This is a genomic window from Polaribacter haliotis, from assembly GCF_014784055.1.
GTDB lineage: Bacteria > Bacteroidota > Bacteroidia > Flavobacteriales > Flavobacteriaceae > Polaribacter > Polaribacter haliotis.
Genome location: NZ_CP061813.1, coordinates 852,971 through 877,771, shown reverse-complemented (window position 1 = coordinate 877,771; position 24,801 = coordinate 852,971). Strand labels below are relative to the sequence as shown.

At 28.0% G+C, this 24,801-nt stretch carries 19 protein-coding genes and 1 other RNA gene; 13 read left to right on the top strand and 7 right to left on the bottom strand.

Translation table 11 applies throughout. The features are described from left to right. Nucleotides 1-132: 132 nt before the first annotated feature. Both H9I45_RS03615 and H9I45_RS03610 read left to right on the top strand, forming a co-directional pair. Nucleotides 133-720 carry an RNA polymerase sigma factor gene (locus H9I45_RS03615; protein ID WP_088353300.1) on the top strand — a complete coding sequence of 196 codons (588 nt, stop codon included), beginning with the start codon at nucleotides 133-135 and terminating at the stop codon, nucleotides 718-720. Nucleotides 721-1,111: 391 nt separating this feature from the next. Next, entirely contained in the window at nucleotides 1,112-1,738 is a 627-nt protein-coding gene (locus H9I45_RS03610; protein ID WP_088353301.1) for an SDR family oxidoreductase, read from the top strand. 36 nt (nucleotides 1,739-1,774) lie between these two features. Here H9I45_RS03610 and H9I45_RS03605 read toward each other — a convergent pair whose 3' ends face one another. Next, on the bottom strand, nucleotides 1,775-2,437 hold the full coding sequence (locus tag H9I45_RS03605) for an endonuclease III domain-containing protein (protein WP_088353302.1): 663 nt from the start codon (nucleotides 2,435-2,437) through the stop codon (nucleotides 1,775-1,777). Nucleotides 2,438-2,572: 135 nt separating this feature from the next. Here H9I45_RS03605 and bcp point away from each other — a divergent pair, with 135 nt between their 5' ends. Continuing rightward, nucleotides 2,573-3,025: a thioredoxin-dependent thiol peroxidase gene (gene bcp, locus H9I45_RS03600; RefSeq protein WP_088353303.1), complete on the top strand. Its 453-nt coding sequence runs from the start codon at nucleotides 2,573-2,575 to the stop codon at nucleotides 3,023-3,025. Here bcp and H9I45_RS03595 read toward each other — a convergent pair. Beyond that, the gene (locus H9I45_RS03595) at nucleotides 3,022-5,445 is read right to left on the bottom strand and encodes a helix-turn-helix transcriptional regulator (protein WP_191141246.1); all 2,424 of its coding nucleotides are present in this window, start codon (nucleotides 5,443-5,445) and stop codon (nucleotides 3,022-3,024) included. The two genes, bcp and H9I45_RS03595, sit on opposite strands and share 4 nt — an antisense overlap. A gap of 82 nt (nucleotides 5,446-5,527) precedes the next feature. On the opposite strand from H9I45_RS03595, the gene H9I45_RS03590 reads away from it, so the two are divergent. Both H9I45_RS03590 and H9I45_RS03585 read left to right on the top strand, forming a co-directional pair. Continuing rightward, nucleotides 5,528-5,932 (top strand): helix-turn-helix domain-containing protein, encoded by a 405-nt coding sequence (locus tag H9I45_RS03590; RefSeq protein WP_088353306.1) that lies wholly within the window; start codon nucleotides 5,528-5,530, stop codon nucleotides 5,930-5,932. Nucleotides 5,933-6,027: 95 nt separating this feature from the next. Continuing rightward, nucleotides 6,028-13,371: a T9SS type A sorting domain-containing protein gene (locus H9I45_RS03585; protein ID WP_088353307.1), complete on the top strand. Its 7,344-nt coding sequence runs from the start codon at nucleotides 6,028-6,030 to the stop codon at nucleotides 13,369-13,371. Nucleotides 13,372-13,445: 74 nt separating this feature from the next. On the opposite strand, the gene H9I45_RS03580 is transcribed toward H9I45_RS03585, so the two are convergent. Together H9I45_RS03580 and H9I45_RS03575 are read right to left on the bottom strand one after the other, a co-directional pair. Next, the gene (locus tag H9I45_RS03580) at nucleotides 13,446-15,893 is read right to left on the bottom strand and encodes a TonB-dependent receptor (protein ID WP_088353308.1); all 2,448 of its coding nucleotides are present in this window, start codon (nucleotides 15,891-15,893) and stop codon (nucleotides 13,446-13,448) included. A 6-nt stretch (nucleotides 15,894-15,899) separates the two neighbouring features. Further along, on the bottom strand, nucleotides 15,900-17,603 hold the full coding sequence (locus tag H9I45_RS03575) for a M23 family metallopeptidase (protein WP_088353309.1): 1,704 nt from the start codon (nucleotides 17,601-17,603) through the stop codon (nucleotides 15,900-15,902). Nucleotides 17,604-17,749: 146 nt separating this feature from the next. On the opposite strand from H9I45_RS03575, the gene H9I45_RS03570 reads away from it, so the two are divergent. From H9I45_RS03570 to rny, 4 genes are all read left to right on the top strand, one after another. Next, a complete protein-coding gene (locus H9I45_RS03570; RefSeq protein WP_088353310.1) occupies nucleotides 17,750-18,040 on the top strand; it encodes a coiled-coil domain-containing protein in 291 nt (96 codons plus the stop codon). Between the two features lie 12 nt (nucleotides 18,041-18,052). Continuing rightward, complete coding sequence (locus H9I45_RS03565; protein ID WP_088353311.1) at nucleotides 18,053-18,343, top strand: cell division protein ZapA; 291 nt, start codon at nucleotides 18,053-18,055, stop codon at nucleotides 18,341-18,343. A 54-nt stretch (nucleotides 18,344-18,397) separates the two neighbouring features. Next, a non-coding RNA gene (gene ssrS, locus H9I45_RS03560) (6S RNA) lies at nucleotides 18,398-18,526 on the top strand. Nucleotides 18,527-18,573: 47 nt separating this feature from the next. Continuing rightward, complete coding sequence (gene rny, locus H9I45_RS03555; RefSeq protein ID WP_088353312.1) at nucleotides 18,574-20,139, top strand: ribonuclease Y; 1,566 nt, start codon at nucleotides 18,574-18,576, stop codon at nucleotides 20,137-20,139. Between the two features lie 53 nt (nucleotides 20,140-20,192). Here rny and xerD read toward each other — a convergent pair whose 3' ends face one another. Then, nucleotides 20,193-21,089, bottom strand: a complete 897-nt coding sequence (gene xerD, locus H9I45_RS03550) for a site-specific tyrosine recombinase XerD (RefSeq protein ID WP_088353313.1) — start codon at nucleotides 21,087-21,089, stop codon at nucleotides 20,193-20,195. A 66-nt stretch (nucleotides 21,090-21,155) separates the two neighbouring features. Next, nucleotides 21,156-21,524 (bottom strand): TM2 domain-containing protein, encoded by a 369-nt coding sequence (locus H9I45_RS03545; protein WP_088353314.1) that lies wholly within the window; start codon nucleotides 21,522-21,524, stop codon nucleotides 21,156-21,158. Between the two features lie 49 nt (nucleotides 21,525-21,573). Between H9I45_RS03545 and H9I45_RS03540 the strand changes: the two genes are divergently transcribed. The 4 genes from H9I45_RS03540 (at nucleotide 21,574) to aroQ (ending at nucleotide 24,220) form a co-directional block, all read left to right on the top strand. Further along, nucleotides 21,574-22,485: a hypothetical protein gene (locus H9I45_RS03540; RefSeq protein ID WP_088353315.1), complete on the top strand. Its 912-nt coding sequence runs from the start codon at nucleotides 21,574-21,576 to the stop codon at nucleotides 22,483-22,485. Nucleotides 22,486-22,601: 116 nt separating this feature from the next. Next, the gene (locus H9I45_RS03535; RefSeq protein WP_088353316.1) at nucleotides 22,602-23,099 is read left to right on the top strand and encodes an outer membrane beta-barrel protein; all 498 of its coding nucleotides are present in this window, start codon (nucleotides 22,602-22,604) and stop codon (nucleotides 23,097-23,099) included. Nucleotides 23,100-23,222: 123 nt separating this feature from the next. Then, nucleotides 23,223-23,726, top strand: a complete 504-nt coding sequence (locus H9I45_RS03530; protein WP_088353317.1) for a transporter — start codon at nucleotides 23,223-23,225, stop codon at nucleotides 23,724-23,726. An 80-nt stretch (nucleotides 23,727-23,806) separates the two neighbouring features. Beyond that, entirely contained in the window at nucleotides 23,807-24,220 is a 414-nt protein-coding gene (gene aroQ / locus H9I45_RS03525) for a type II 3-dehydroquinate dehydratase (RefSeq protein ID WP_088353318.1), read from the top strand. Between the two features lie 107 nt (nucleotides 24,221-24,327). On the opposite strand, the gene H9I45_RS03520 is transcribed toward aroQ, so the two are convergent. Beyond that, nucleotides 24,328-24,795 carry a GNAT family N-acetyltransferase gene (locus H9I45_RS03520; RefSeq protein WP_088353319.1) on the bottom strand — a complete coding sequence of 156 codons (468 nt, stop codon included), beginning with the start codon at nucleotides 24,793-24,795 and terminating at the stop codon, nucleotides 24,328-24,330. Nucleotides 24,796-24,801: the final 6 nt, after the last annotated feature.

Below are 24,801 nucleotides of genomic sequence, written 5' to 3'. Positions count from 1 at the left end.
GATTGAAAAATAAGAAGCATATTTGTTATTCATAAACCACACAAAATTAGACGTATATAGCATAAAATTACTTCAAAAATTATTAACAAAATAATAATAGGAAAAGCCTTTTCGCTTTTCTACAAGGTAATTATGATACGTGCAAACAAAATTTCAGACAGTATTTTAGTAAGTGATTATATTAGTGGTAAAGAGGCTTCTTTATCTATATTAATCAATAGGCATCAGCAACGTTTATTTAGTTTTATTTACAGTAAAGTGCAAAGTAAAGATGTTACTGAAGATATTTTTCAAGATACTTTTATTAAAGTAATTAGAACTTTAAAAAAAGGAAAATATAACGAAGAAGGAAAGTTTTTACCATGGGTAATGAGAATTGCTCATAATTTGGTGATTGATTATTTTAGAAAAAATAATAGAATGCCAAATTTTAAAAATACAGATGAGTTCGATATTTTTTCTGTTTTAGGTGATGGAAGCTTAAATGCAGAAAAGAAAATTATCCAAGAACAGATTTATAATGATGTTCGTGAGCTAATTAATGAACTTCCAGATGAACAAAAAGAAGTTTTAGTAATGCGCATGTACAAAGACATGAGTTTTAAGGAAATAAGTGAAAACACTGGTGTTAGCATCAATACAGCTTTGGGTAGAATGCGTTATGCTTTAATAAATATGCGTAAATTAATAGAAAAACATAAAATTATTTTGGTGAACTAATAATAAAAGTAAAATTGTTTCGTTAACTGTTTATAACCAATAAATTAAATAGCTTATACGATGCAACTTTACTCAGAAAAGTCTTCTCATTTAGAGATGCAACCAAAAAAAGAAACAGTTCAATTTTTGATTAATTTTTCCAAATCGCTAACTTTTGTAAAAACCAAATCAAAAGATTTCATTGAATTGAATTTGAATTAAGAGTGGAAAAAGCTTCAACGAATGTTGAGGCTTTTTTTATTTCAATATTTAAAAGTCAAATTTTTGTTACAATTCTCAACATAACTATTTTGCTAACTTATAAAGCTTACTCATTTTTACTAATTCAATTCAGTTAATCTAAATTTTATTCAAGTTAACACTAATCTTATATTAATACTAGCTTGCGAACATGGAAAATATATTAGTAGCAGGTGCAAATGGTACCACAGGAAAAAAGATAGTAGAATTATTAGAGTCATCACAATATTTTAATCCAGTTGCTATGGTTCGAAAAAAAGAACAACAAAGGCAATTTGAAGATAGAAACATAGAAACTGTTTTAGCAGATTTAGAGAATGATGTTTCTAATACAACAAAAAATATAGACAAAATTATTTTTGCTGCTGGCTCAGGAGGAAAAAAAGTTAAAGAAGTTGATGAAAATGGAGCAAAAAAACTAATTGATGCTGGTAAAAAAACTAACGTTAGAAAATTTGTAATGTTAAGTTCTATGGGAGTAGATAGCCCAGAAGAAGCAGAAGATTTAAAAGATTATTTAAAAGCTAAACAGAATGCAGATGTTTATTTAAGAGAAAGTAATTTGCCTTATTCTATAGTAAGACCAGGAGCATTAACAAACGAAAAAGGATATGGAAAAATAGAGTTAAGTAAAGAATTAAATAAATCTGGGGAAATTAGTAGAGAGGATGTTGCACAAACTTTGGTAAGAGTTTTACATGATTCTGCAACTTTAAATGAAACTTTTGAAATTATAAAAGGAGAAACCTTAATTGGAAAAGCAATACCAAATGAATAAAAAACGTATTTAATTTTATTAAAAAAAAAACACCTTTTAAGGTGTTTTTTTTGTTTTATTGTAAGCGTCTAAAACTGTCTGTCTACCAATCGTTTTCGTAATAATATCTTTCTCTAAATTCCAACCACGAGCTGGAGAATATTCACGTCCATACCAAATAATTTGCAAGTGTAAATCGTTCCATAACTCTCTTGGGAATAATCGTTTTGCATCTTTTTCTGTTTGTGCAACACTTTTTCCGTTCGATAAGTTCCAACGATACATTAAACGCAAAATATGTGTATCTACAGGAAAAGCAGGAATTCCAAAAGCCTGACTCATAACAACGCTTGCTGTTTTATGACCAACTGCTGGTAGTTCTTCTAAACCTTCAAAAGATTTTGGAACTTCTCCATTATATTTTTCGATTAATATTTTAGACAAACCATAAATTCCTTTCGATTTCATAGGCGATAAGCCACAAGGACGAATAATTTCCTTTATTTCTTCGACAGTCATTTTTACCATATCAAAAGGATTGTCTGCTTTTGCGAATAACAAAGGCGTAATTTTATTTACACGAACATCTGTACATTGTGCAGAAAGTAAAACTGCAATTAACAAAGTATAAGGATCTTTATGATCTAAAGGAATAGGAATTTCTGGATAAAACTCTTCTAATGTATCGATTACAAATTGTACTTTTTCTTGTTTGTTCATTCTTTTAAGAATTCAAGATTTAATATTTGGAATTCAAAGTTACAGCAACAAAAATAAATTTCAGTAAAATTTAAGAATTGTTTTAAATGAACTCTTTTTAAACTTCGTATTTTTGATTAAATTAAATAATAAATTATGACAACTCTAAAAATAGGAGATAAGGCTCCACAATTTGAAGCAAAAGATAATGCAGGAAATACAATTAAACTTGATGATTATTCAGGTAAAAAGTTAGTTTTATTCTTTTACCCTAAAGCAAGCACACCAGGTTGTACAAACGAAGCTTGTGATTTACGAGACAATTATCAATCTTTTTTGGCAAAAGGATATGACGTTTTAGGAGCAAGTGCAGACTCTGCAAAAAGACAACAAAATTGGATTAATAAACACGATTTACCTTTTCCGCTTTTAGCAGACGAAGACAAAGCTGTAATTGAAGCTTTTGGAGTTTGGGGTCCGAAAAAATTTATGGGAAAAGAATATGATGGAATTCACAGAACTACCTTTGTTATCGACGAAAATGGAGTAATTGAAGATATTATATCAAAAGTAAAAACCAAGGCTCATGCTGAACAGATTTTAGGCTAAGCAACAATTAAACCTTGCTGAATTCCGAATTTTATCAATTCAGGAGTACTTTTAGTATTGGTTATTTCAAATAATTCTCTTTTATGAGATTTTAAGGAGCTTTCTGTAATATTTAATTTTATAGAAAGCTCTTTTTCTTTTTTATCTGAATGAATATACAAGGCTTGTAAAATTTCTAATTTTCTTTTGGTAAAAACGTGGTTTCCAATTTTAATTTTTGATTTTTTCTTTTGTTTTTCCTTACTATTATTATAAAAACAATTTAAAATTACGTTTTTAAAATTCGATAAATTACCATCTTTTCCAGCAAATTCATTCACGCCATTTGCCATTGCTTTTTCTTTTATAAAATTATTGTTTAGGGTTGTAAGCGCAATAATTTTAAAGTCGTTGTTTTTCTTTATATCAGCAATAAAATCTAAAGAACTTTCTCCGTTAAAATTTACATCTAAAACTAAAACATCTAAATTGTGCAAATTTGTAAAGTTAATTAGCGCATTTAAAGTGGTAAATGTGTTAATTACTTCTAGCTCTTTGTGAGTGTTTAAACTATCTTTTAAAGCATCACAGAAAAACCGATTATCGTCTGCAATAACTATTCTAATAGGGGGGTATTCATTTATGGGAACTTCAACTTTAATTTTTGTACCAATTTCATTTGCTTCAATTTCTAAAACACCTCTCATTTGTTGGACTCTTTCTTGCACATTTTTTAGACCAAAACCTTTGGTTGATTTTGTGTTTTTATCGAAACCAATTCCGTTATCTAAGACCTCTAAAATAAGAATTTTATTGTTTTTTTGATATAATACTATTTTAATTTCCGAAGATTTGGAATATTTTATGGCATTTGTAGTCAATTCTGATATGATTCTGTAAAGATGCACACATTTTTCTTGATGTAAATCAATATTAGAGATGTTAAAATCGCATTTAATTTCTTGTTCTGTTATGGAGTTTAGTTTTTCACAGAATTCTACCAAACTTTCTACAAAATTTTCTGAATTAATTTTTGGAGCATATAAACTGTTTAATAAATACCTGTAATCTTTGTAAAAAGCATCTAATATTTCTTGAATTTTTTCTGGTGTATTCTCTGCTTTTTGAAGCAATCTTAGTTTTAATGCTTCTAAATACCCTCCAAAAGTGTCATGCACATTACTCACTAATTTATTTTGCTCTTGATGCTGAATTTCTAAAGTCTTATTCTGGAAATTATATTTTAGTTCGTCACTTACTTTCTTCAATTTAAAATATTTTTTTTGAGTGTTGATTACAGAGTCGAAAATAAAACGTGTAAACAGCAAAATTTCGATAGAAAGCGCCAAATAATACGTGTTTGGTCCACTAAAAAACACACCCAAACTATTGGTTACACTAGGGTTGAACATTTGTCCGAATATGACTGCTACAATTGGTAAAACAAAGGCAATTACTAAATATAAAGGCAACTGTTTTCTATAGGTTAAGTAAAAATGATTCAGAATCCAAGTAAATATTATAAGTTGTAAAATAATCCAAACAGTTAAAAAATAGCTTTCTAAACCTCCATAAAAAAACTTATAAACGTAAACACATAAAAGAGGAATTGTTAAATGTGTTCCCCATTTAAAAACCGATTTAGAGATTTTTTCTTTCTTCCCAAAATTGTAAAATTTTAGATAAAAGAAACCTAATAACATGGTGCCAAGAGTTTGACTTAAACTCCTAAAATTATTAATTAAAAAAGAACTATCGGACCAGAAATATTGTACACCCAAGCCTTTTCCTGCAAGAAATTCTATGATGGCTGTAACAATGTAAAGGGCATAAAATAGTACAGCATATTCTTTTTTTAGCACTGCAAAAAAGGTTAAAACAAGTGTCATAGAAATTAAAAAAGCCAAATACAAACCAAAGAAAGTATATTCGGTTTCTACTCGTTTTAAAAACTCGTTCTCGTTTTCTAAATAAAATAATAAGCGTGTTCTTCCATTTTTATTTTTAATTTTTAAAAAAATATCTGTTTTTAAGAGGGAATCTGTGGGTATTTTCCACACAGGATCTCTATAAAAAACAAATTTATGAGGAAAGTTTACATTGTTAGATACCTGTTGCAGTGAATCTATTTTGTCTCCTTTTCTTAAATAAATTTTTCCGTAAGCTAAATAAGAATTGGAGTTTGTAAAATATTGAAATTGTTCTTTTTTAGACGGGTTTATTGCAAAATGAATCCAGAGTGTATTCGAGCCTAATTTCTTATAAATCTGTGGTTTATCTTCTTTTTTAAATGCTCCTTTTTCAAAATTCTTAACGATTTTATTAATGCTGTAATTGTTGTTTTGTTCAAGTTGAAGAGAACTTATTTTATTGTAAATAGAGGGGGCAGTTTTTTGAGAAAACAACGTAAAAGGCAGTAAAAATAGGAGTAATATTCTCATTTTAGGGCTAAAAGACTGTACTAAAGTATGGTTTTTTTTGGAATGATAAAATTAATTTTGAACAACTAAAAAAAAATTAATTATGGGGGTTGTTAAATTATATAATGATTTAGATGATAAAGAATATACAACATTAAGAATAGATGGTCAAAAAAAATTACCTATTCAAATTGTAAAAGATTTTCTTTTCTTCTTTGACATTTCTTTAGAAGACATTTCTAAACTTACAGATTTTTCTAAGACCATAGAAAAAAACAAGTCTTTTGTAGCAAGAAATAAAAAACAATTTAATTCTTTAACAGATAGAGAAAATGAGATTTTTAAACTTGTTGTAAATGGAAAATCTACAGCTGAAATCGCTAACATCTTATGTGTAGAATCTACTACAATATCTACACACAGAAAAAAAATTAAACAAAAACTTCAGTTAAAATCTACTTTCGATTGGTATAGATATGCCAGAGCTTTCGATTTAATTGAATTTTAAATATACCAATAAATTGTTTTCAAATAAAATACCTAAATGTAGGTATTGTTGTGTGTTGTATAAAGTCTCAAATTTGAAACTTAAACCAAACTATCATGAAAACAAAACTACTACTACTTGGAATTTTATTTATCAGCATACATTTTAGTGCACAAAAACTTCCAGCAGGAAGTGTGGATAACTCCTTTACTACATTTGGAACCGGTTTTAATGCTAGTGTAACGGCTATTGTTACCCAATCAGATGGGAAAATACTTATTGGTGGGCATTTTACCACTTATGATGGTATTCCAAGATATAAAATTGCAAGATTAAATTCTGATGGAAGTTTAGATACCACATTTCAATATACTACTGAAGTAACAGGAGATGATTTTTCAAGTGTAAGTATTGAAGCAATAAAAATACAATCAGATGGGAAAATACTTATTGGGTTTAGCGTATTAACAAATTCGTTAAAAGCATATAGTTATGTATATAGATTAAATACAAATGGTACTTTAGACTCTTCATTTAACAAAGTAACATTTACGGGTTTAAATAACAGTAACTCTTGTAGTGTAAGGTCAATTGGGATTTTGCCTAATAGTAATATTATATTTGGAGGAGATTTTGTTAAGGTAAATGATCAAAACAGGACAAATGTTGCAAGCATAAATTCCAGTGGAAGTCTCTTATCTTCTTTTAATTTTTATCCTTTTTCATTATCAGGTATTTATTTTTCATCTGTTAATAAAGTTAAAATTCAATCTGATGGAAAAGTTTTGGTTGGTGGTAGAGCAACCATAAATACTAATAGTGATACCAGGGGATTAATACGTTTAAATTCTAATGGTTCTTTAGATAATGCTTTTAATTTGAATACCCCAGATACATTTGTAACTTCAATTGCAATAGAAGCTGGGGGGAAAATATTGATAGGAGATATTTCAAAAGTTTATAGAATAAATACAGATGGAACAGTTGATACAAATTTAACTTCAATAAATGATAGAATAGAAAGCATTGGTATAGATTCTAATGATAAAATTTTGATTGGAGGAAGATTTACAAAAGTTGGTGGTATAACACGTAATAAGATAGCTCGATTAAATAGTGATGGAAGTTTAGATTTTTCATTTAACCCTGGTACTGCAGCTAGTGAGCAGTATAGATATATATATGATATTTCGATACAATCTGATAATAAAATTTTAATTGGAGGTAATTTTACCAATTTTAATGGTGAAAGTAAAAGGTATATTGCAAAATTATTTAGTAAGGAAACTGAGACAGTTGTAAATATTCCAGATACAAATTTCGAGCAAGCTTTAATAGATTTGGGATATGATACAAATGGATTAAATGGAAATATATTACAGAAAGAGGCCGAAGAAATTAAAGTTCTTGTTATGCCAGCGAAAAATATTTCTAATTTATCTGGAATTGATAAAATGCCTAACTTAGAAAGTCTTTCTGTTTCTTTTAATAATATTACAGAAGTAGATCTTTCTAATAATTTAAAAATTAATGTGTTAAGAATAGATAATAACCCACTATCTTCTTTAAACGTTTCTATGTTGCCTAATTTATTGCAACTTTCAATTGGTGGTACTTCTACTGATATTGTACCAATTACATCTTTAAATATTAAAAATAATCCTTTGTTAGTTAGTCTTGAAATTGAGTATACTGCAATATCTTCAATAGATTTTACGAATAATTTAAATCTCAAAACATTAAAAATTCAACACCAAAATTTAACTGAAATAGACTTACTTAATCATAATCAATTAAGAGACCTATATTTAGCATCAAATAATTTAAAATCAATAAATCTTTCTAATAATTTAGATTTACAAACGATCGTACTTGATAATAATGATTTAACAGAAATAGATATTAATAATAATTTGAAACTTGAGTATTTAGCAATTTCTAATAATTCTATCTCAACTTTAAAAACAGACAATAATATTAAAATTATTAGTATTACTGCAGATCGAAATATTTTGGAAGATATAGATTTGTCAAATAATATAAATCTAACAAACCTTAATTTAAGTTACAATAATTTAACTCAAGTAAATTTAAAAAATGGAGCAAACACTTTAGCTAAATTTTTTCAATTGAATGCTAATACTAATTTAAGCTGTGTTCAAGTTGATGATGTAGCATATTCTAATACTAATTGGAGAAATATAAATGATTCATCAGTTTACAGTACAGATTGTTACAGCAAAGCAGTTGTAGTAATCCCAGACACAAACTTCGAGCAAGCCTTAATAGATTTAGGTTTTGATACGAATGGTTTAAATGGAAATATTTTAACTTCTGAAGCAAAAGTTATAGATACTTTAAAAATATCTACCCCAATAAACAATATACTATTACCAAACGTAAACACAAAAATTAAAGATTTAACTGGTATTGAAAAAATGCCAAACTTAGTTTATTTAGACGCAGCTGAGAATGAATTAACTACAATAGATGTAAGTAAAAATACATTATTAGAAATTATAAGTATTGATAGAAACCAAATAGCAACTTTAGATGTTTCTAAAAATGAAAACCTAAAGCAATTATATGCATATAATAATGTGCTTACAGAGGTTACTTTTGGCAACAATACAGTTTTAGAAAGATTATATATAGGTAATAATCAATTGGTTTCTCTAGATTTAAGTTCTATGACAAATTTAAAAAGAGCTTTAGCAGAAAACAATAAATTAACGTCTATGGATGTTAGCAATTCTCCAAATTTAGAATGGTACACTATTTTTGGAAATCAAGTTACTTCTGTAGATTTTAGTAACAATTCTAAATTAACTTCTGTTTGGGCTTGGGACAATCAAATAACTTCACTGGTAATTTCTAATTTAACTGCTTTGGAATCTCTACGAATTAGTAATAATAAGATTTCAACAATAGATGCAACAGCAAATGTAAATTTGAAAAGTTTTGAAATGGATGGAAATGGCCTAACAAATTTAGATTTATCAAAAAACACTTTGTTAGAGTTTATTTTTATTGGAAACAATCCAAATATTGGCGATTTTGATAGTTCAATTTATCCGAATTTAAAAAAGATTGGTATAGATAATATTGGTACTTCAATAGCAAATTTTACAAACGCACCAAATTTAGAAGAAATCTATGCAACCAATAATAATATTGGAAGTATAAATTTAAGCAATAACGCAAAATTAACAAGATTATGGTTAAATGATAATCCAAATTTAACTGGTTTGTCAGTAGCTAATTTGTTAGTTTTAGAAGAGTTTGCGGCTAATAATACAAAAACTGCTACAATGGATGTTACTGCCAATGTAGATCTCAAAATTTTGGAATTGGGTAACACAGGTTTATCAACTATTGATGTCACTAAAAACACCAAATTAGAAAGGTTGTCTCTTTACGATAATAATATGACGGATATTGATTTATCACAAAATGTATTATTAAAAAAATTAGATATTAATCAAATAAAAAAAACAGGTTATTTAGATTTATCACAACACACTCTTTTAGAAGATGTTGTTGTAAACAATACATTATTAGCAAGTTTAAATTTGAATAATGGTAATAATGTAGCAATTACAAGAATTGAAATTAAACACAACTCTAACTTAACATGTGTACAAGTTGATGATGTTACAAATGCTACTAATAATTGGACTTTTGTTGATGAAAATATTAATTTTAGTAAAGATTGTGGTGGACCAGTTGTTTATATTCCAGATGCAAAAATGAAAGCAGCATTATTGGCAGACACAGTTATAAATTCTAATGGAGATGCAGAAATACAAGTTTCAGAAGCAGAAGCAATAACACAACCTTTAGATGGGGTAGGCTTAGGAATTTTAGATTTAACAGGAGTAGAAGCGTTTGTAAATATTACTGGTTTAAATATTAGTAATAACAATTTAACCAATTTAAATCTATCAAAGAACACAAAATTAGTTTCTTTAAACGTTGCTAATAATCAATTAACTAATTTAGATATTTCTTTACTTACACAATTAGAAAATTTAGTTGCGAGTGAAAATCAATTATCAACTATAGATTTTTCGAATAATTTAGAGATTGCTTCAGTAAATATTGGTAAAAACCCTTTTACCAACATAGATTTTTCTGTAAACACAAAATTATCTTATTTATTTATTAATGAATGTGGTTTAAATACTTTAGACGTTACAAATAATACTTTGTTAACTTTTTTAGGAGCTTACAATAATAATTTAGCAAGCATAGATGTTTCAAAAAACAATTTGCTAACGTACTTAGGGGTTTTTGAAAACAAATTAACAAGTATAGATGTTTCAAAAAATACAGAATTAATAACTTTTAGTATAAGAGACAACCAATTAACTTCTCTAGATGTTTCTAAAAACACGAAGTTAAAACAACTATTTTTCTTAAATAATAAAGTAGCAAGTATAGATGTTTCAAACAATTTACTAATTGAAAAAATTGGTTTTGAGAATAACCTTATTGAAGAATTAGATTTATCGAAACAAACGAATTTAAAAGATGTTTATGCTTCTAATAATAAACTTCTAAAAGTAAATTTAAAGAACGGAAATAACATCAATATTAATGATTTAAATTTATCGAACAACCCAAATATTTCTTGTGTAGAAGTAGATGATGTAACATATTCCACAGCAAATTGGAATCAAATAGATAATTTATCTGCCTTAAGTTTAGATTGTTACAATCCACCAATTGTTAATATTCCAGATGCAAATTTCGAACAAGCGTTAATAGATTTAGGTTTAGATACAAATGGTTTAAACGGAAATATTTTACAAAGTGATGCAGAAACAATAACTTCAATTGAAATAGGAAATCCAGAGGTGAATACGAATTTACCAAATGTAAATGCTAAAATTTCAGATTTAACAGGTATTGAATCTATGATAAACTTAACTTATCTGGGGGCAAGTAAAAATGCAATTAGCACAATAGATGTTTCTAAAAACACTAAACTAACATTTCTTCATTTAGGTAATAATCAATTAACATCAATAGATGTGTCTAAAAATACAGATTTAGAATTTTTATGGGTAGAGTTTAATAAATTATCAGAAATTAATGTTACCAAATTAACAAAACTTAAAAAGATCTACTTTTCATATAATAGTAATTTAAGTGCTATAGATGTATCTCAAAATATTCTTTTAGAAGAATTTGCGGTTTCTAATACAAATATTACAAATGTAGATATTTCAAAGAATGTAAATATAACTAGAGTTTTTATTGCTGATACAAAAATAAATAGCTTAGACCTTAGTAATCAAATTAATTTAGATGATCTTACAATTGTTAATACAGACCTAATTTCGATAGATTTAAGTGAGTTTACTAATCTTAAAAAAGTTCAAATTTATTTTAATAAACTTATAGAGAAAATAAATTTAAACAATAACTCAAATACAAATATCACTTACATAGATGTTTCAAGAAACGCAAAATTAAATTGTGTACAAGTAGATGATGTTACCTATGCAACAGCAAATTTCACAAATATAGATGATGCTTCATTTTTTAGTATAAATTGTTACAATCCTGCTCCAATTGTAAATATTCCAGATGCAAATATGAAAGCTGCTTTATTGGCAGATCCATTTATAAATACGAATGGAGATAATGAAATTCAAGTTTCGGAAGCAGAGGCAATTGATAAAGATATAGATAAAGGAGAAGGTTTAGAAATAGCCGATTTAACTGGTATTGAGGCTTTTATTAATATTACAGGTTTAAATATTCGAAATAACAATTTAACAACGGTAGATTTGTCTAAAAACACAAAATTAACTTGGTTAAGTATAGATAAAAATCAACTTACAGATTTAGATATTAGTGCTTTAGCTAATTTAGAAGTAGTGTATGCAGGAGAAAATAAAATAACGAATATAGATGTTTCTAATAATACAAAATTAAAGAAATTATGGTTAAACACTAACGAAATTACCTCTTTAGATATTTCTAACAATGCGCTTTTAGAAGAACTTCAACTAGATTGGAATTTTGGCTTATCAAATATCGATTTTTCGAAGAATTTAAACTTAAATAGAATCCATTTATGGAAAACAGCAATTTCTACTCTAGATGTTACCAATCTTTTAAACTTAGAGAGATTATATGTAACAGAAACGAACTTAACTTCTATAGATTTATCAAAAAACACAAAACTTTATGATATTAGAGCAGGCGAAAACAATATAAGTTCTTTTGATTTTTCTAAAAATTTAGATCTAGAAAGAATAGATATTGTAAAAACGAATGTGTTTGAATTAGATATTACAAAGAACACGAAACTAAAGAGACTTTGGGCAAGTGAAAATAGTTTAACAGGTGTTAACACAACTGAAAATATATTGCTAGAAGAATTAATATTGAATAATAATAATATTATTAATGTTGATATTAATCAGAATAAAAAATTAAATACTTTGTTATTAAATAATAATAAAATCGAGAGAGCATTTTTAAAGAATGGTGCAAATACTTCAATTACAAATTTTAATATTATAAACAATGAAGATTTAAAATGTATTGCTGTAGATGATGTAGATTTTGCAAACACCAATTGGACCAGCAAAGATGCAACAGCGTCTTACAATTTAGATTGTAGTGGAGAATGGGAAGTGTATACAACAGATGCAAATTTAAAAACAACTTTAAATGCAGTTGCAGGCTTAGATGGAGATGGAGATGGAATAATTACTTACGAAGAAGCGCAAGCATTTACTGGAGATTTAGATTTAAGTGGAAAAAACATAACATCTGTTGCAGGTTTAGAAGCTTTTACAAATGCAACAAGTATAAATATTTCTGGAAACTCAATTACAGATATTAGTAGTTTAATAAATGCAAACACAGTTGTTCTTTCTTCGAGATTAACAGGTAAAAAGAGAACTTTACAGAGAAATACAAATAATTTAAAAGTATTAAACGTTGCAAATAACTTAATTGAAGAAATAGATATTTCTATACTTTCTGATATTACAGAATTAAATGTAAGTAATAACAATCTTACTTATTTGAATATTAATAACTCTTCTAACGGAACCCTAACAAAGTTCGATGCTACTGGAAATTCTAAATTAGGTTGTATTCAAGTAGATAATGTAGCCAATGCAATTGCGAATACAAATTGGAAAAAAGATGCAACTGCAAATTACAATACATTTTGTGCAAAAACATTATCTATAGACGAAGCGTTTTTAAGAAATAACATTTCTATATATCCTAACCCTGCAATTTCTAATGTACAGATATCATTGTCTAACGGATTGGAATTAAAATCTGTAGAATTATATAATTTAGTTGGCAAAAGAGTTTTAAAAGCTACCAAAGAACAATTAGATATTAGTAATTTAGCAAATGGTATTTACTTTGTAAAAATAATTTCAAATAAAGGAAACATCACTAAAAAACTAATAAAAAGATAAGAAAGAGAAATAGCATAATTTTTATTTAAGATTAAATATCTCGTTATTATAATAATAGCGAGATTTTTTTTTACTTAAAACTTCATGCTAACTTTAAAATTTAAAACTCTACCTGTCATAAAATTAGGAATACCAAACTGGGTTTTAGAATATACATCTCTTACCCAAGTATTGGTAATTGCATTTTGGATATCAAACATATTAAAGAGCTCTAAACCAGCTGTTAATTCTTTAAATTTTGATAAAAATCCAGTTTGGTATTGTTTGTTTGCATCCGTAAAAACATAAGAAACACCTAAATCGGCTCTTTTATAATCTCGCAAACGTTCTTGAAATTGATAAACATCCGAATATGCAGGTGCTCCACCAGGAACTCCAGTATTGTAAACCAAGTTTAAATACGCTTTTAAATTTGGTAAATTTGGGACATAATCTTGGAATAAAATTCCGAATTTTATACGTTGGTCAGAAGGTCTTGCAATATTCCCTCTGTTGTTGATGTTTTCTTCCGTTTTTAAATATCCTAAACTCACCCAACTTTCACTTCCTGGAACAAATTCACCATTTAAACGAACATCTAAACCATGTGCATAAGCAGTAGTAATATTATCTGCTCTGTAACGAATTCTTACATTATCCACAGAATATGCATTTACATTCGATAAATCTTTAAAATACAATTCAGTTGTTAGTTTAAAAGGTCTTTCCCATAAATTAAAACTATAATCCATTCCAGTTACTAAATGAATCGATTTTTGAGCCTTAACATCTACATTAATTTTTCCGTTAAAATCTTTTAATTCTCTGTAAGAAGGTGGTTGCGAATACCAGCCACCAGAAAAACGGAATAACATATCTCTAGCCCAATTTGGTTTAATTGCAAATTGTGCTCTTGGACTAATTATAAGCTGACTTTTAGAGTTATTTCCATTTGAAGAAACTGTCCAATTTTGTGCTCTAATCCCGAAATTGTACCAAACTTCGTTATCGTTCCAAAATAGGCGTTCGTTAATTTGAACAAACCCAGAAATACGATTAATTTGTACTTTATTATCTTCTCTAATATTCTGAAAAGGAGTAATTGGGCCTTCAAAAGGCTCATAAGGTTGGTTGTTTCCAGCATGGTTTGGAGGACGTACAGAAAAACCTAAAGAATCTATAACTTCCCATTCACGAATACGTTCACGTATATCTTCATTTTGATATTTAACACCAAAATCCCACTGAATTCTATCTTTTTTATAAGTCCCTCTTATTTGCACATTATTAATTAGTGCGTCTAAATCGTTTCTTGCATGGTTTAATTGAGAGCCAATTCCTTCAGAAAAATCGACTTCCCCAAAATCTTGCGAACCAATATTAGCATCTACTTCACCTAAATTATAGGAAGCCAAAACATCGTAATATTCTTCTTCTTGCGTGTTATAACTAGAAACTGTGGTTCTAAAAGACAAATTATCGTTCACTTTATAATCCGCAGACAAGGCATTAAATAAGGTAAAATAATTATTCTCTTCTTTACCTTGGTAAAAAACAATTAATTCTAAAGGATCTGCAATGGTTCCAAAACGAGTTCTTCTAGAAATTGGTTGATAATCGTAATTATTCAATGAAAAATTACTCAAATAACTTAGTGTTAATTGATTAGAAAAATCATAAGAAATATAAGACTGCAAATCTGTAAAACGTGGTCTAAAATTGGTTTCAATTTGTTTGCTATTTACAAAAAGACTGTTGTCTCTGTATCTAATTCCTGTAAGCACACTTAATTTATTATCTAAAAAACCACCTTCGAAAGTGGCGCTTGCGCCTAACAAACTTGCATCTACAGTAGTTGCAATTTCAGTTGGTTTTCGATAGGTAATATCTAATACTGATGATAATTTATCTCCATATTTAGCTTGAAATCCACCAGCAGAAAAATTAATATTTTGTACCATATTCGAGTTGATAAAACTCAAACCTTCTTGCTGTCCAGAACGTATTAAAAAAGGTCTGTAAACTTCAATTCCATTTACATACACTAGGTTTTCGTCGAAATTTCCACCACGAACATTGTATTGTGTACTTAATTCGTTGTTATTATTTACGCCAGGTAAAGTCATTAAAACATTTTCTACACCAGCATTTGGTCCCACAATATTTTTTGCTTTGTTTACATCTATCTTTGTAATTCCTTGTGCTTCTTTTCTACGATCTTTTACAACAACTTCTTTTAATTTTTCTGTTTTTAAAGATAAAATAGGAGAGAACCTAATTGAGTTTCTGCTTGTAGCTGTAAGTTTTTTAGTAAAAGTTTTATAAGAAACATGTCTAAAAATTATGGTAATTTCTTCTTTAAAAGGAATTCTAACACTGTAATTTCCATTCTCGTCTGTAGTTGTTCCAGTATTGCCAAATTTTACGGAAACATTTTCAATAGGTTGTTTTTCCTTGTTTTTTACAGTTCCTTTTAAAATGGTTGTTTTTTGCGCAAACGCAAAATAAGGAATACAAAGAAAGAGTAGAAAGAGTTTTTTCACGTAAAATTAGTTTACTTGTTTTTTAAAGAACGTAGCAGAAAGCTCTTTGGTATTTCCAACATTGTCCGAGACTACAATTTTAAAGATATGTTTGCTACCAACCAATTTTTTATCATTAAAATTATAGGTCAATATACCTTTTTTATGATTGTATTCCATTAAAATCCATTTTCCATCGATTGTGGCACTAAAATTTTTAATACCAGAACCAATATCAGCAATTTTTACTTTTAGTGTTTTGTGACTCGAAATCCATTCTTTGTCTTTAAAATATAACAAATTAATTGTAGGTTTTTTTGTATCGGAAAGTAATTTATATTTTCCTAGAGTTTTTGTAGTAGTGTAAAAAGTACTGTCCTTTTTTCTGGTGTATTGGTATCTTGGGTATTTTGCATATTGTACATTTGCAATGTATAAATGTTTTTTCTCTTCTTTTGAATACTTAGAAACGTCGAAAGTTAAAGTAAAGCTTTTGTCTAAAGGAATTGTTGGGTTATGGATGTTTGCAATACCTTTATCAACCTTAAAATCTAAATAAACATTTTCGTAAAAGGTGTTTTTAGGGAAAGCTATAGTTACATTTTCTTGAGTGAACTTTTGAAAATTCTTCGCAATAATTTTATAAGCAGTGGTGTCTTTCTGTTGTTTAAAGATGGAATTACTTTCTTTTCCAACAACAGGAATTTTTATAGAACTTTTATTTCCATTAAAATCTTTCGCTATTATTTCAATAGTATAATTAAGTCCTTTTTCAATTTTAATTTTACCATTATTTTGTAAACCTTCGTAAATAGATAAGCTATTTGCATCTACTTTATGTGTTTTTTGAACTCTGCTTTTGTATTTCTTATAATACTCATAATCTATCAATAAATTAATGTATTTACTTTCTGCAAACGAAAATGTTTCCACATCATGATAATAAAAACGTTTACCATTTACCAACATTTCTAAACTATAAATCCCGTTTTTATTGTTTGCTTTGTTCAATCTATCAAAAACATTAATTCCAAAACCAATAGTTCCACTAGCAAAAATTCTGCTCCCCAAATATTTTCCTTTTCCAATATTCTTAACGGACACTTTATAACGATTGTGTTGTTGGTTAATTCTAGCATCGAAACTTAAAGGATACACTAAAAGAGATTGTATTGTTGGTGGTTTTGTGTCTGCAGAAGTAATTCCGAAAAACATTGGATTTATAATATGTTCGGTTTTTGTGTTTCGAATTTCAAAATGTAAATGTGGGCCACCAGAACCACCTGTATCTCCAGAAAAAGCAATCAAATCTCCTTTTTTTAAAGAGAATTTACCTTCTTTTAAAAAAATATTTCCAGTTTGGTAATTTTCTTTTTTATATTGAATGGATTTTACGTATTCTTCGATTTTACCAGCATATTTACTTAGATGTGCATATACAGTTGTGTATCCATTTGGATGTGTAATATAAAGTGCTTTTCCAAAACCAAATTGAGCAATTTTAATACGCGAAATATAGCCATCTGCGGTTGCATAAACTTTTAATCCTTCCTTGCCTTGTGTTTTAATATCTACACCAGAATGGAAGTGATTGCTTCGTAATTCACCAAAAGTTCCCGATAAAATATTCGGTATTCCTAAAGGGTTTCTAAAGTAATCTTTGGGATATTTTTTTTGTGAAAAACAGGTAATAGTAAAGGTTAATAAAAATAATGTAATAAGTTGCTTCAAAAGACGAATTTTTCTGTAAAAATAGTAAAATTTTGTATGTGATTAAAGTGCTAAATATCAGGCCGTTATTAATATATCAATTAAATGTTGGAAAATTTAAAACAGAATGCTAACTTTGTAAGTATAGTTTTATTCTAATAATTTGTATGAGTAATACCTTAGAAGCAATTCATTTACTGGAAGATAAGTTACAAAGCTTGCTTTCTAATTATGAATTTTTGAAAAAAGAAAACGAAATTTTGCTTCAAAGTAGTACAAAATTACAACAAGATTTATTAGATAAACAGCAGGAGTTAGCAAATCAAAAAAAACAATACGATTTGTTAAAAATTGCGAAAACTATAGATGGCAGTAGTGGAGAAACAAGAGATACAAAACTCAAAATAAATGCATTAATTAGAGAGATCGATAAATGCATCATTCAGTTACAAGAATAAAGTTCTTTAAATGTGGGGAAATTAAAAATTAATATTGTTATTGCAGGTAGGTCTTACCCTTTAAGTGTAAATAATACCAAAGAAGAAGAAGGTATGCGTAAAGCGGCCAGTGCAATTAATAATTTAATTTCTAAATACGAACAAAATTATGCAGTTAGCGACAAACAAGATGTTTTAGCCATGTGTGCATTACAATTTGCATCTAAATTAGAAATTTCTTCCTTAGATAAAGACCAAAATAGTGCTGAAGCAATTGATAAAATTAAAGAGTTAACACAATTAGTGGATACTCATTTAACATAAGTTCTTTAAAATACATTAACAACACACTGCCTACGTTAGTAAATTGTTTATTAAACTCAACACGATTCAATTATGAAGGATGAGTCTTAACTGCAAAAGCATGCCACTATTGCTGAACTTGTTTCAGTTCTTAGGTGGATCCTTGATCAGTTAGTTAGTCCTATACATACCATAATGGAGTTTAAAAAACCCAACTAATGTAGGCTTTTTTTATATACTAAACTTAAATTATGGACGGAATGTTACTTCCCATTATTGTGGGAATCATAGGAATTGCAATTGGTTTTATCGTTGCAAAATCAATAGAAAAATCTAAAGGGAAAAAGTTATTAAACTCTACAAGAAAAGAAGCAAATTCTATTCTTAAAGAAGCCAAAGTCGACGCAGAATCAATAAAAAAAGAAAAGATTTTACAAGCGAAAGAAAAATTTATAGAACTTAAATCCGAGCACGAAAAAGTAATATTATCTAGAGAAAAGAAGATTTCTGATGTTGAAAAAAGAATTAGAGATAGAGAATCACAAGTAGCATCTGAAGTTGATAAGAATAAAAAATTAAATCGCTCTTTAGAAGAAAAAGAAAAAGACTACGATTTTAAACTAGATTTTCTAGAAAAAAAAGAAGACGATTTAGATAAAATGCACAAACGTCATGTAGACATGTTGGAGCAAATTTCCGGATTATCTGCAGATGAAGCTAAAAAAGAATTGGTTTCTTCTTTAAAAGATGAAGCAAAAACAGAAGCAATGGCTTTTGTACAAACATCCATAGAAGAAGCTAAATTAACAGCAGAACAGGAAGCAAGGAAAATTGTTTTAGGAACCATACAAAGAGTAGGAGTAGAACAAGCTGTAGAAAACTGTGTTTCTGTTTTTAACTTAGAATCGGATGATGTAAAAGGAAGAATTATTGGTAGAGAAGGTAGAAATATTAGAGCGATTGAGGCTGCAACTGGTGTAGAAATTATTGTTGATGACACTCCAGATGCAATTATACTTTCTTGTTTCGATCCAATTCGTAGAGAAATTGCGCGTTTATCTTTGCACAAGTTAGTTACAGATGGTAGAATTCATCCAGCGAGAATCGAAGAAGTTGTTGGAAAAACAGAAAAGCAAATTACCCAAGAAATTATAGAAGTTGGTAAAAGAACAGTTATTGATTTAGGAATACATGGACTGCATCCAGAATTAGTAAAAGCTGTAGGTAGAATGAAATACAGATCTTCTTACGGACAAAATTTATTACAGCACTCGCGTGAAGTTGCCAACTTATGTGGAATTATGGCAGCAGAAATGGGTTTAAATTCTAAAGTTGCAAAACGTGCTGGTTTATTACATGATATTGGTAAGGTACCAAATGAAGAAAGTGAACTTCCACATGCATTATTAGGAATGCAATGGGCAGAGAAATATGGTGAAAAGCCAGATGTTTGTAATGCAATTGGAGCGCACCATGACGAAATTGAAATGAAGAGTTTAATCTCTCCAATCGTACAAGTTTGTGATGCTATTTCTGGAGCAAGACCTGGAGCAAGACGTCAAGTTTTAGATTCTTACATACAACGTTTAAAAGATTTAGAAGATATTGCATTTGGTTTTACAGGTGTACAAAAAGCGTATGCTATACAAGCTGGTCGTGAATTAAGAGTAATGGTAGAAAGTACAAAAGTAAACGATACCAAAGCATCTGAATTATCATTTAGTATTTCTCAGAAAATACAAAATGATATGACATATCCTGGACAAGTAAAAGTTACAGTAATTCGTGAAACAAGAGCAGTAAATGTTGCTAGATAGTAATTGTAAACTGTTTTATAAATATTTAAAAAATCCTGCTTTTGCAGGATTTTTTATTTTCTAGGATGGTATTTTTCTAATACATCTTTTAAAAAACTTTTATCTACATGAACATAAACTTCTGTGGTTGTAATACTTTCATGACCTAGCATTTGTTGAATTGCTCTTAAATCTGCACCTCCTTTTAATAAATGTGTAGCAAAGGAATGTCGCAAAGTATGTGGACTAATTTTTTTCTTCAAATCGATTTTAACTGCTAAATCTTTAATAATCATAAAAACCATTTGTCGCGATAAGCCACTTCCTCTTCTGTTTAAAAATAAGGTATCTTCAAAACTCTTTTTAGGTTTAATGTGGTTTCTAATCTGATTGATATAAATTGTAATATACTTTTTAGCGGTATTATGAATGGGAATGTATCTTTCTTTATTTCCTTTTCCTAAAACACGAATAAAGCCTTCTTCAAAAAATAAGTCGGAAATTTTTAGGGTTACTAATTCTCCAACTCGTAAACCACAACTATACATCGTTTCTAAAATAGTTCTGTTTCTTTCTCCTTGAGAATGACTTAAATCGACTGCTGAAATTAATTCGTCTATTTGTTCTTCTGAAAGCGTATCTGGTAATTTCCTTCCAGTTTTTGGAGTTTCTATTAAATCTGTGGGATTTGTTTTTCTGTAATCTTCAAAAACCATAAAGTCAAAAAAACTGCGCAAACCAGAGATTATTCTTGCCTGACTTCTTGGATTTACGCTTTTTGCAATTTCATAGACAAACTGTTTTATAATTGACGAATCAATTTCTGTGGGAGAAACTTTTATTTCATTTTTATTTAAAAATAAATTCAACTTTTGTAAATCTCGAGTGTAACTCTCTATAGTGTTTTTAGAAAGTCCACGTTCAATTTTTAAAAATAACTGATAATCTTTAATTGCGTGTTGCCAATTCATAAAACTAAACTACAAAAAAAACCATCCTAATGGATGGTTTTTTATAAATTTTAAGATGTAATATTCTTATAAAGTCTTAGAGTAACTTCCATTTTTTGGTTGTAAATCTCCAGTAATTATTAAAACAAGATCAATAATATACCAAATTCCAAAACCACCTAAAGTTATTAATTTAAGTACACCTAATAAAGTGTAGCCTAAATAAAATCTATCGACTCCTAAACCTCCTAAAAAGATAGATAATAACAAAGCAGTTGTTTGGCTTTTTCCTGAATAAGGAGCTGCATAAGAAGTAACTTCTTTCTTTTCAACTTTATTGTCTTTAATAACTTCAACTTTTTCGGTTTTCTTTTTTACTGGAAAAGAAGCGTGTGTGTTGAAAGAAAATGCTAAGAAAGCAAATAAAAATGCACAAATAGATAATGATTTTTTCATGGTATTCAAGTTTTTTTTAGTTATTTAGCCACAATATAGAAAAATATACATGAAAAAAAATATTTTATTTTTAATTAGTTTTTTATTCATTTCATTTTTAAATTCCCAAGAAAATAAAGAGTTTGATTATGAGCTAGTTGGTGCTTTGGTTTTAGACTCCAAACAATTGTTTTCCTATAAGATTGAATTTAATTCCAGTGAAACTAGTTTTATTGAAGGTTACTCTTACACAGATCTTGGTGGGGAAAATGAAACAAAATCATATATAAGAGGATATTACAATCCTAAATCTAAAACAATTCAATTTAAAGAAAGCGATATTTTATACACCAAATCCAAGTACTTACCAGAAGAATTTTGTTTTATAAAGTTTGATGGTGTTTTTAAAGGAGAAACAAAGAAAAAGTCTTTAAACGGAGATTTTATTGGAATTTACGACGATAAAGATACTTGCGCAACAGGAAAAATAAAATTAGTTAGCACAAAATTCTTAGAGAAAAAAGTTAAGAAATTTTATAAAAAAGTAGAAAAAATTGATAAAATTAAAAAGATTGATAGTGTTGTAAAAGAAGAATTGAAACCAGTAAATTATTTAAAGAAATTTAGTGAAACTAAAATTGGTTCAGGGGAAAATGTTTCTGTTTTTGTTTACACTAGTAAAATGAAAATGGAAATTTGGGATTATGGAAAAGAAGATGGCGATAAAATAACAATTTTACTTAATAACATTCCTGTGTTAGAGAACTTTTCAGTAGCCAAAAAAAGGAAAAGCATTATTTTAAATTTAAAAAAAGATAAAAATATAATTAAAATTATTACTGTAGACGCAGGTAAAATAAAAACAAATACAACTAAGCTTAAATTATACGACTTTAGAAGAGAATACGAAGTAGTTGCAGATTTAGAGGAAGGTAAATCTGCAAGTATAAATGTTGTAAAACTAAAAGTTAAGAAGAAATAATAATTTAAAATTTTTTTAATATAATTCATCTGAGTTAATATCTAAAGATAAAGAGCAACCAATAAATAAAAGACATTACTAGTTTTGTAATCTAATTAAATTTAAAAATTATAATTATGAAAAAAGTTTTATTTATTGCATTTTTAGTAATTGCAAGTTTAGGAAAAATTAATGCACAACAAGGAGTTTTAAACGGAGGTGTAAATTTTGGTTTACCAAATAGTGTCGCAGATAATTTTTATGGAGTTACTTTAGGAGCAGAGTTAAATTATATGTTACCAGTTTCAGAAAAGATAGGTTTAGGACCTTCTGTGGAATACAACCATTTTTTTGGAAGAGAAACTGCAGGAGTTAATAAAACTTCTATTCCAGATGAATCTTTTTTACCATTATCAGCTGCCTTAAGATTTAGGGTTTTACCAAAATTCGTATTGGGTGCCAATTTAGGTTATGCTGTTGCTTTTTCAGATGGGCTTGATGGAGGTTTTTACTATAAGCCAATTATAGGTTATCAAACCAATGAAGATTTACAATTTAATATATCATACTCTAATATTGCTACAAATGGAATCGATTTTTCGAACGTTAATATAGGAGTAATGTTTAGACTTTAAGAGGTTTTTAAATACAAAACCGAACATTAATTTCATTTGAGTTATTTTTTTTTACAATAGAGTTCATTTAAGTTTTACGTCATATTTAGTTTTGTATCATAATTAAAACTTAAATTAAAAATTATGAAAAAAGTACTATTTATTGCATTTTTAGCAATTGCAGGATTAGGAAAAATGAATGCTCAAGAAGGAGTCTTAAATGGAGGATTTAATATTGGTTTACCAACAGGAGACTTTAATAATTCAAATAGCTTTACTTTAGGAGCTGAATTAAATTATATGTTTCCAGTAGCAGAAGGTTTTACTTTAGGGCCTTCAATCCAATATTCTCATTTTTTTGGTAAAGATATTGATTTAGTTGGTGGAGGAACTTTTGACACACCAGACACTTCTTTTTTACCAATTTCTGGTGCAGCAAGATTTAATGTGTCAGATAAATTCGTAGTCGGAGCTAACATTGGTTATGCAGTTGGTATTAATGAAGGCAATGAAGGAGGTTTCTATTACAGACCAATTATAGGTTACAAAGTTGGAGAAACTACACAATTAAACTTATCTTATTCAGGTATATCTAATGATGGTATAACTGCTTCTAATGTAAGTTTAGGAGTTATGTTTGGAATTTAAAAAACCGAATAAAATATTTTATAAAAAACGGAAGCTAAATTTAGCTTCCGTTTTTTGTTTTATAATAGTATTTTAGCAAAATGAAAATTATAATTATAAACGGACCGAACTTAAATTTATTAGGGAAAAGAGAACCAGAAATTTATGGTTCTGCATCTTTTGAAGATTATTTTAGAGATTTACAACTAAAATATAAAACAATAGAATTGTCTTATTTTCAATCTAATGTAGAAGGAGAAATAATAGATAAAATACACGAAGTAGGTTTCGATTATAATGGCATTGTCTTAAATGCAGCTGCTTATACCCATACTTCAGTTGGTATTGGAGATGCTGTAAAAGGTATAGAAACTCCTGTTGTAGAGATTCATATCTCTAATATTCATGCTCGTGAAGATTTTAGACACAAAAGTTTTATTGCTCCAAATGCAAAAGGAGTAATTTTTGGATTTGGTTTAAAAGGATATGATTTGGCGATTGAAAGTTTTATATAGTTTTTATTAAAAAAAAGTGCTTTTTTAAAGAATTTAAAAGAATTCTCAACTAATACTTTACTGAGACTGAGACTGAGACTGAGACTGAGACTGAGAACAAAAAAAGTTTATAATTCCATAATCATTTTAATGTCTGCACGTTCGTAATGCACATCTTTTTCTAAAGGAATTTCTTTAAAACCATATATTTTATAAATATGAATAGCACTTTTTAAAGATCTATGAGAATAAAGTGTAATACTTGTCCAGTTTTTTTTAATAGCAAAGTCGATACAAAACTCTAATAATTTCTTACCAATTCCTAAACCTTGAAATTCTGGTGAAACAGCCATTTTTGTGAGCTCAAAAAATGTATTCTGATTCTTTAATGCTACTGTTCCAGCAATTTTACCATTATATTTTGCAAAAAAAATAAAACCACCACTATTAATAATATTTTCCTTTGGTTTGCTTAATACTTTTTCGTCATAAGGTTCTACATAAAAATATTTTTCTAACCAAGCTACATTTAATTCGTAAAAGTCTTTTGCGAATATTGGTTGATAAGTTATAATTTCTATTTTTTTATTATCCATAGTTCG

Excerpts from the sequence above, each read along its gene's own strand:
- H9I45_RS03585 (WP_088353307.1), top strand. The coding sequence starts at position 6,028 with ATGAAAACAAAACTACTACTACTTGGAATTTTATTTATCAGCATACAT.
- xerD (WP_088353313.1), bottom strand. The coding sequence starts at position 21,089 with ATGAATTGGCAACACGCAATTAAAGATTATCAGTTATTTTTAAAAATT.
- H9I45_RS03590 (WP_088353306.1), top strand. The coding sequence starts at position 5,528 with ATGGGGGTTGTTAAATTATATAATGATTTAGATGATAAAGAATATACA.
- H9I45_RS03610 (WP_088353301.1), top strand. The coding sequence starts at position 1,112 with ATGGAAAATATATTAGTAGCAGGTGCAAATGGTACCACAGGAAAAAAG.
- H9I45_RS03595 (WP_191141246.1), bottom strand. The coding sequence starts at position 5,445 with ATGAGAATATTACTCCTATTTTTACTGCCTTTTACGTTGTTTTCTCAA.
- H9I45_RS03530 (WP_088353317.1), top strand. The coding sequence starts at position 23,223 with ATGAAAAAAGTACTATTTATTGCATTTTTAGCAATTGCAGGATTAGGA.
- H9I45_RS03570 (WP_088353310.1), top strand. The coding sequence starts at position 17,750 with ATGAGTAATACCTTAGAAGCAATTCATTTACTGGAAGATAAGTTACAA.
- H9I45_RS03545 (WP_088353314.1), bottom strand. The coding sequence starts at position 21,524 with ATGAAAAAATCATTATCTATTTGTGCATTTTTATTTGCTTTCTTAGCA.
- H9I45_RS03605 (WP_088353302.1), bottom strand. The coding sequence starts at position 2,437 with ATGAACAAACAAGAAAAAGTACAATTTGTAATCGATACATTAGAAGAG.
- H9I45_RS03520 (WP_088353319.1), bottom strand. The coding sequence starts at position 24,795 with ATGGATAATAAAAAAATAGAAATTATAACTTATCAACCAATATTCGCA.
- rny (WP_088353312.1), top strand. The coding sequence starts at position 18,574 with ATGGACGGAATGTTACTTCCCATTATTGTGGGAATCATAGGAATTGCA.
- aroQ (WP_088353318.1), top strand. The coding sequence starts at position 23,807 with ATGAAAATTATAATTATAAACGGACCGAACTTAAATTTATTAGGGAAA.
- bcp (WP_088353303.1), top strand. The coding sequence starts at position 2,573 with ATGACAACTCTAAAAATAGGAGATAAGGCTCCACAATTTGAAGCAAAA.
- H9I45_RS03535 (WP_088353316.1), top strand. The coding sequence starts at position 22,602 with ATGAAAAAAGTTTTATTTATTGCATTTTTAGTAATTGCAAGTTTAGGA.
- H9I45_RS03540 (WP_088353315.1), top strand. The coding sequence starts at position 21,574 with ATGAAAAAAAATATTTTATTTTTAATTAGTTTTTTATTCATTTCATTT.
- H9I45_RS03615 (WP_088353300.1), top strand. The coding sequence starts at position 133 with ATGATACGTGCAAACAAAATTTCAGACAGTATTTTAGTAAGTGATTAT.